The organism is Bradyrhizobium jicamae, assembly GCF_018130215.1.
GTDB lineage: Bacteria > Pseudomonadota > Alphaproteobacteria > Rhizobiales > Xanthobacteraceae > Bradyrhizobium > Bradyrhizobium jicamae_A.
Genome location: NZ_JAFCKQ010000124.1, coordinates 1 through 1,394, shown reverse-complemented (window position 1 = coordinate 1,394; position 1,394 = coordinate 1). Strand labels below are relative to the sequence as shown.

General features: G+C 65.0%; 1 protein-coding gene. It reads right to left on the bottom strand.

The genetic code is table 11. From position 1 onward, the window contains the following. Positions 1-80: 80 nt before the first annotated feature. Positions 81-1,343 carry a TadE/TadG family type IV pilus assembly protein gene (locus tag JQ586_RS40255; protein ID WP_212400155.1) on the bottom strand — a complete coding sequence of 421 codons (1,263 nt, stop codon included), beginning with the start codon at positions 1,341-1,343 and terminating at the stop codon, positions 81-83. Positions 1,344-1,394: the final 51 nt, after the last annotated feature.

Here is a 1,394-nt window from a genome sequence, read left to right as displayed (position 1 = left end):
CTGCGACGGAGAAACATGCCGCGCCGTCGAGGACGGCACTCACCACCTGTCATGTCCGTTTTCATCTGACCACTCCGGCTCTACTCGACAAGCTGCGCTGTTGAAGTACCGATGGCATTGCCGCCCATGGCCGCGCAATTGACCTGGACATTCGAATTTCCGGTGATCGAGACCGTGTCGGCGATGATCTGCGTGCACGTCGTGCTCGTGCCATTGCCGCCGCTGAAGCTGAGCGCCGCCGCCGGCAGGTAGACCGCACCCTGCAGGTTCTGCGTGCCGCCGCCGGTCAGGGTGAAGCTGGTGCCGACCGGCATCCGCCGGTCGCCGTAGATTGCGATTCCAGCGGTGACCCCGCTGGTCGGCGCCGTGAGGCTGACATTGGCGTTGCTGCCGATCGTCGCCGAGCCCCAATTGCCGGCCGAGCCGGTGAAGACCAGGGTGACGCCGGATCCCGTGACGGTGGCGTTGCCGGCGACCGACAGGTTGGAGCCGTTGAAATAGTAGACGCCCGGATTGAGGTTCAGCGTGGCGCCCGCGGCCACCGAGATGTCGCCGCAATAGCTTCCGGGACTGAGCGTCGTCGTCCCCTTGACATTGAACTTGTTCGAATAGTCGCACCAGGTCGGCATCGTCGGCGTGACATTGGCATAGGGATCGGCCATCGCCCTGATGCCGGTCTTGATGCCGTTGGTGGTGGTGATGCTGCTCGCGCCGGACACGCCGCCGACGACGCCGACCATGTTCGCCGATATCGTCGCCGTGCCGCTGACATTGAGCGCCGAGCCGGCGTTGGAATCGTCATAGAGGTTGCAATTGATCAGGTTGAGCTGGGTGTTGCCTTTCACGGTCACGGCCGGGCTGGCGGTCGGGTCCAGCGCCAGCACGCAGCCGGTGCCGACATTGCCCAGCGCGACCGCCCGGGCTGTCACGGGCACCGTCCCGGTGCCGAACAGCGCCGACAACAGCCGCGGCTGCGGCTGGGTGATGATGACCTCGACGGCTTGGAGACTTGTGGTGAAGCTTCCCGAGGTCGGTGGCTGGTTCACCGTGACGGTCACGTTGTTGACGCCGTTCGCGTAGCCGTAGAACGTCGTGACCGCGTTGGCCTCGGTCATGAGATTCGTGCCGGCGGTCGCCGCGCTGACGGCCGCGGAATCGGCGGCGCTCAGCATGTTCTTGTGCTTGTAGAACCACCAGGCGGCCTCGGTACCGAGGCCTGCCGTCCCGGCCAGGACGGGCATCAGCAAGGCGATGATGATCGCATAGCTGCCGGACTCGTCGCGCGCAAACCGTCGCGCGAGACTGCCTTGGTCTGCTTGCCGCCTACTTGTCGTCCACCTCATTCGCGAGGGCATTCCAACCACTGACGGCCACGCTTTGGGCTCTGTCATGTT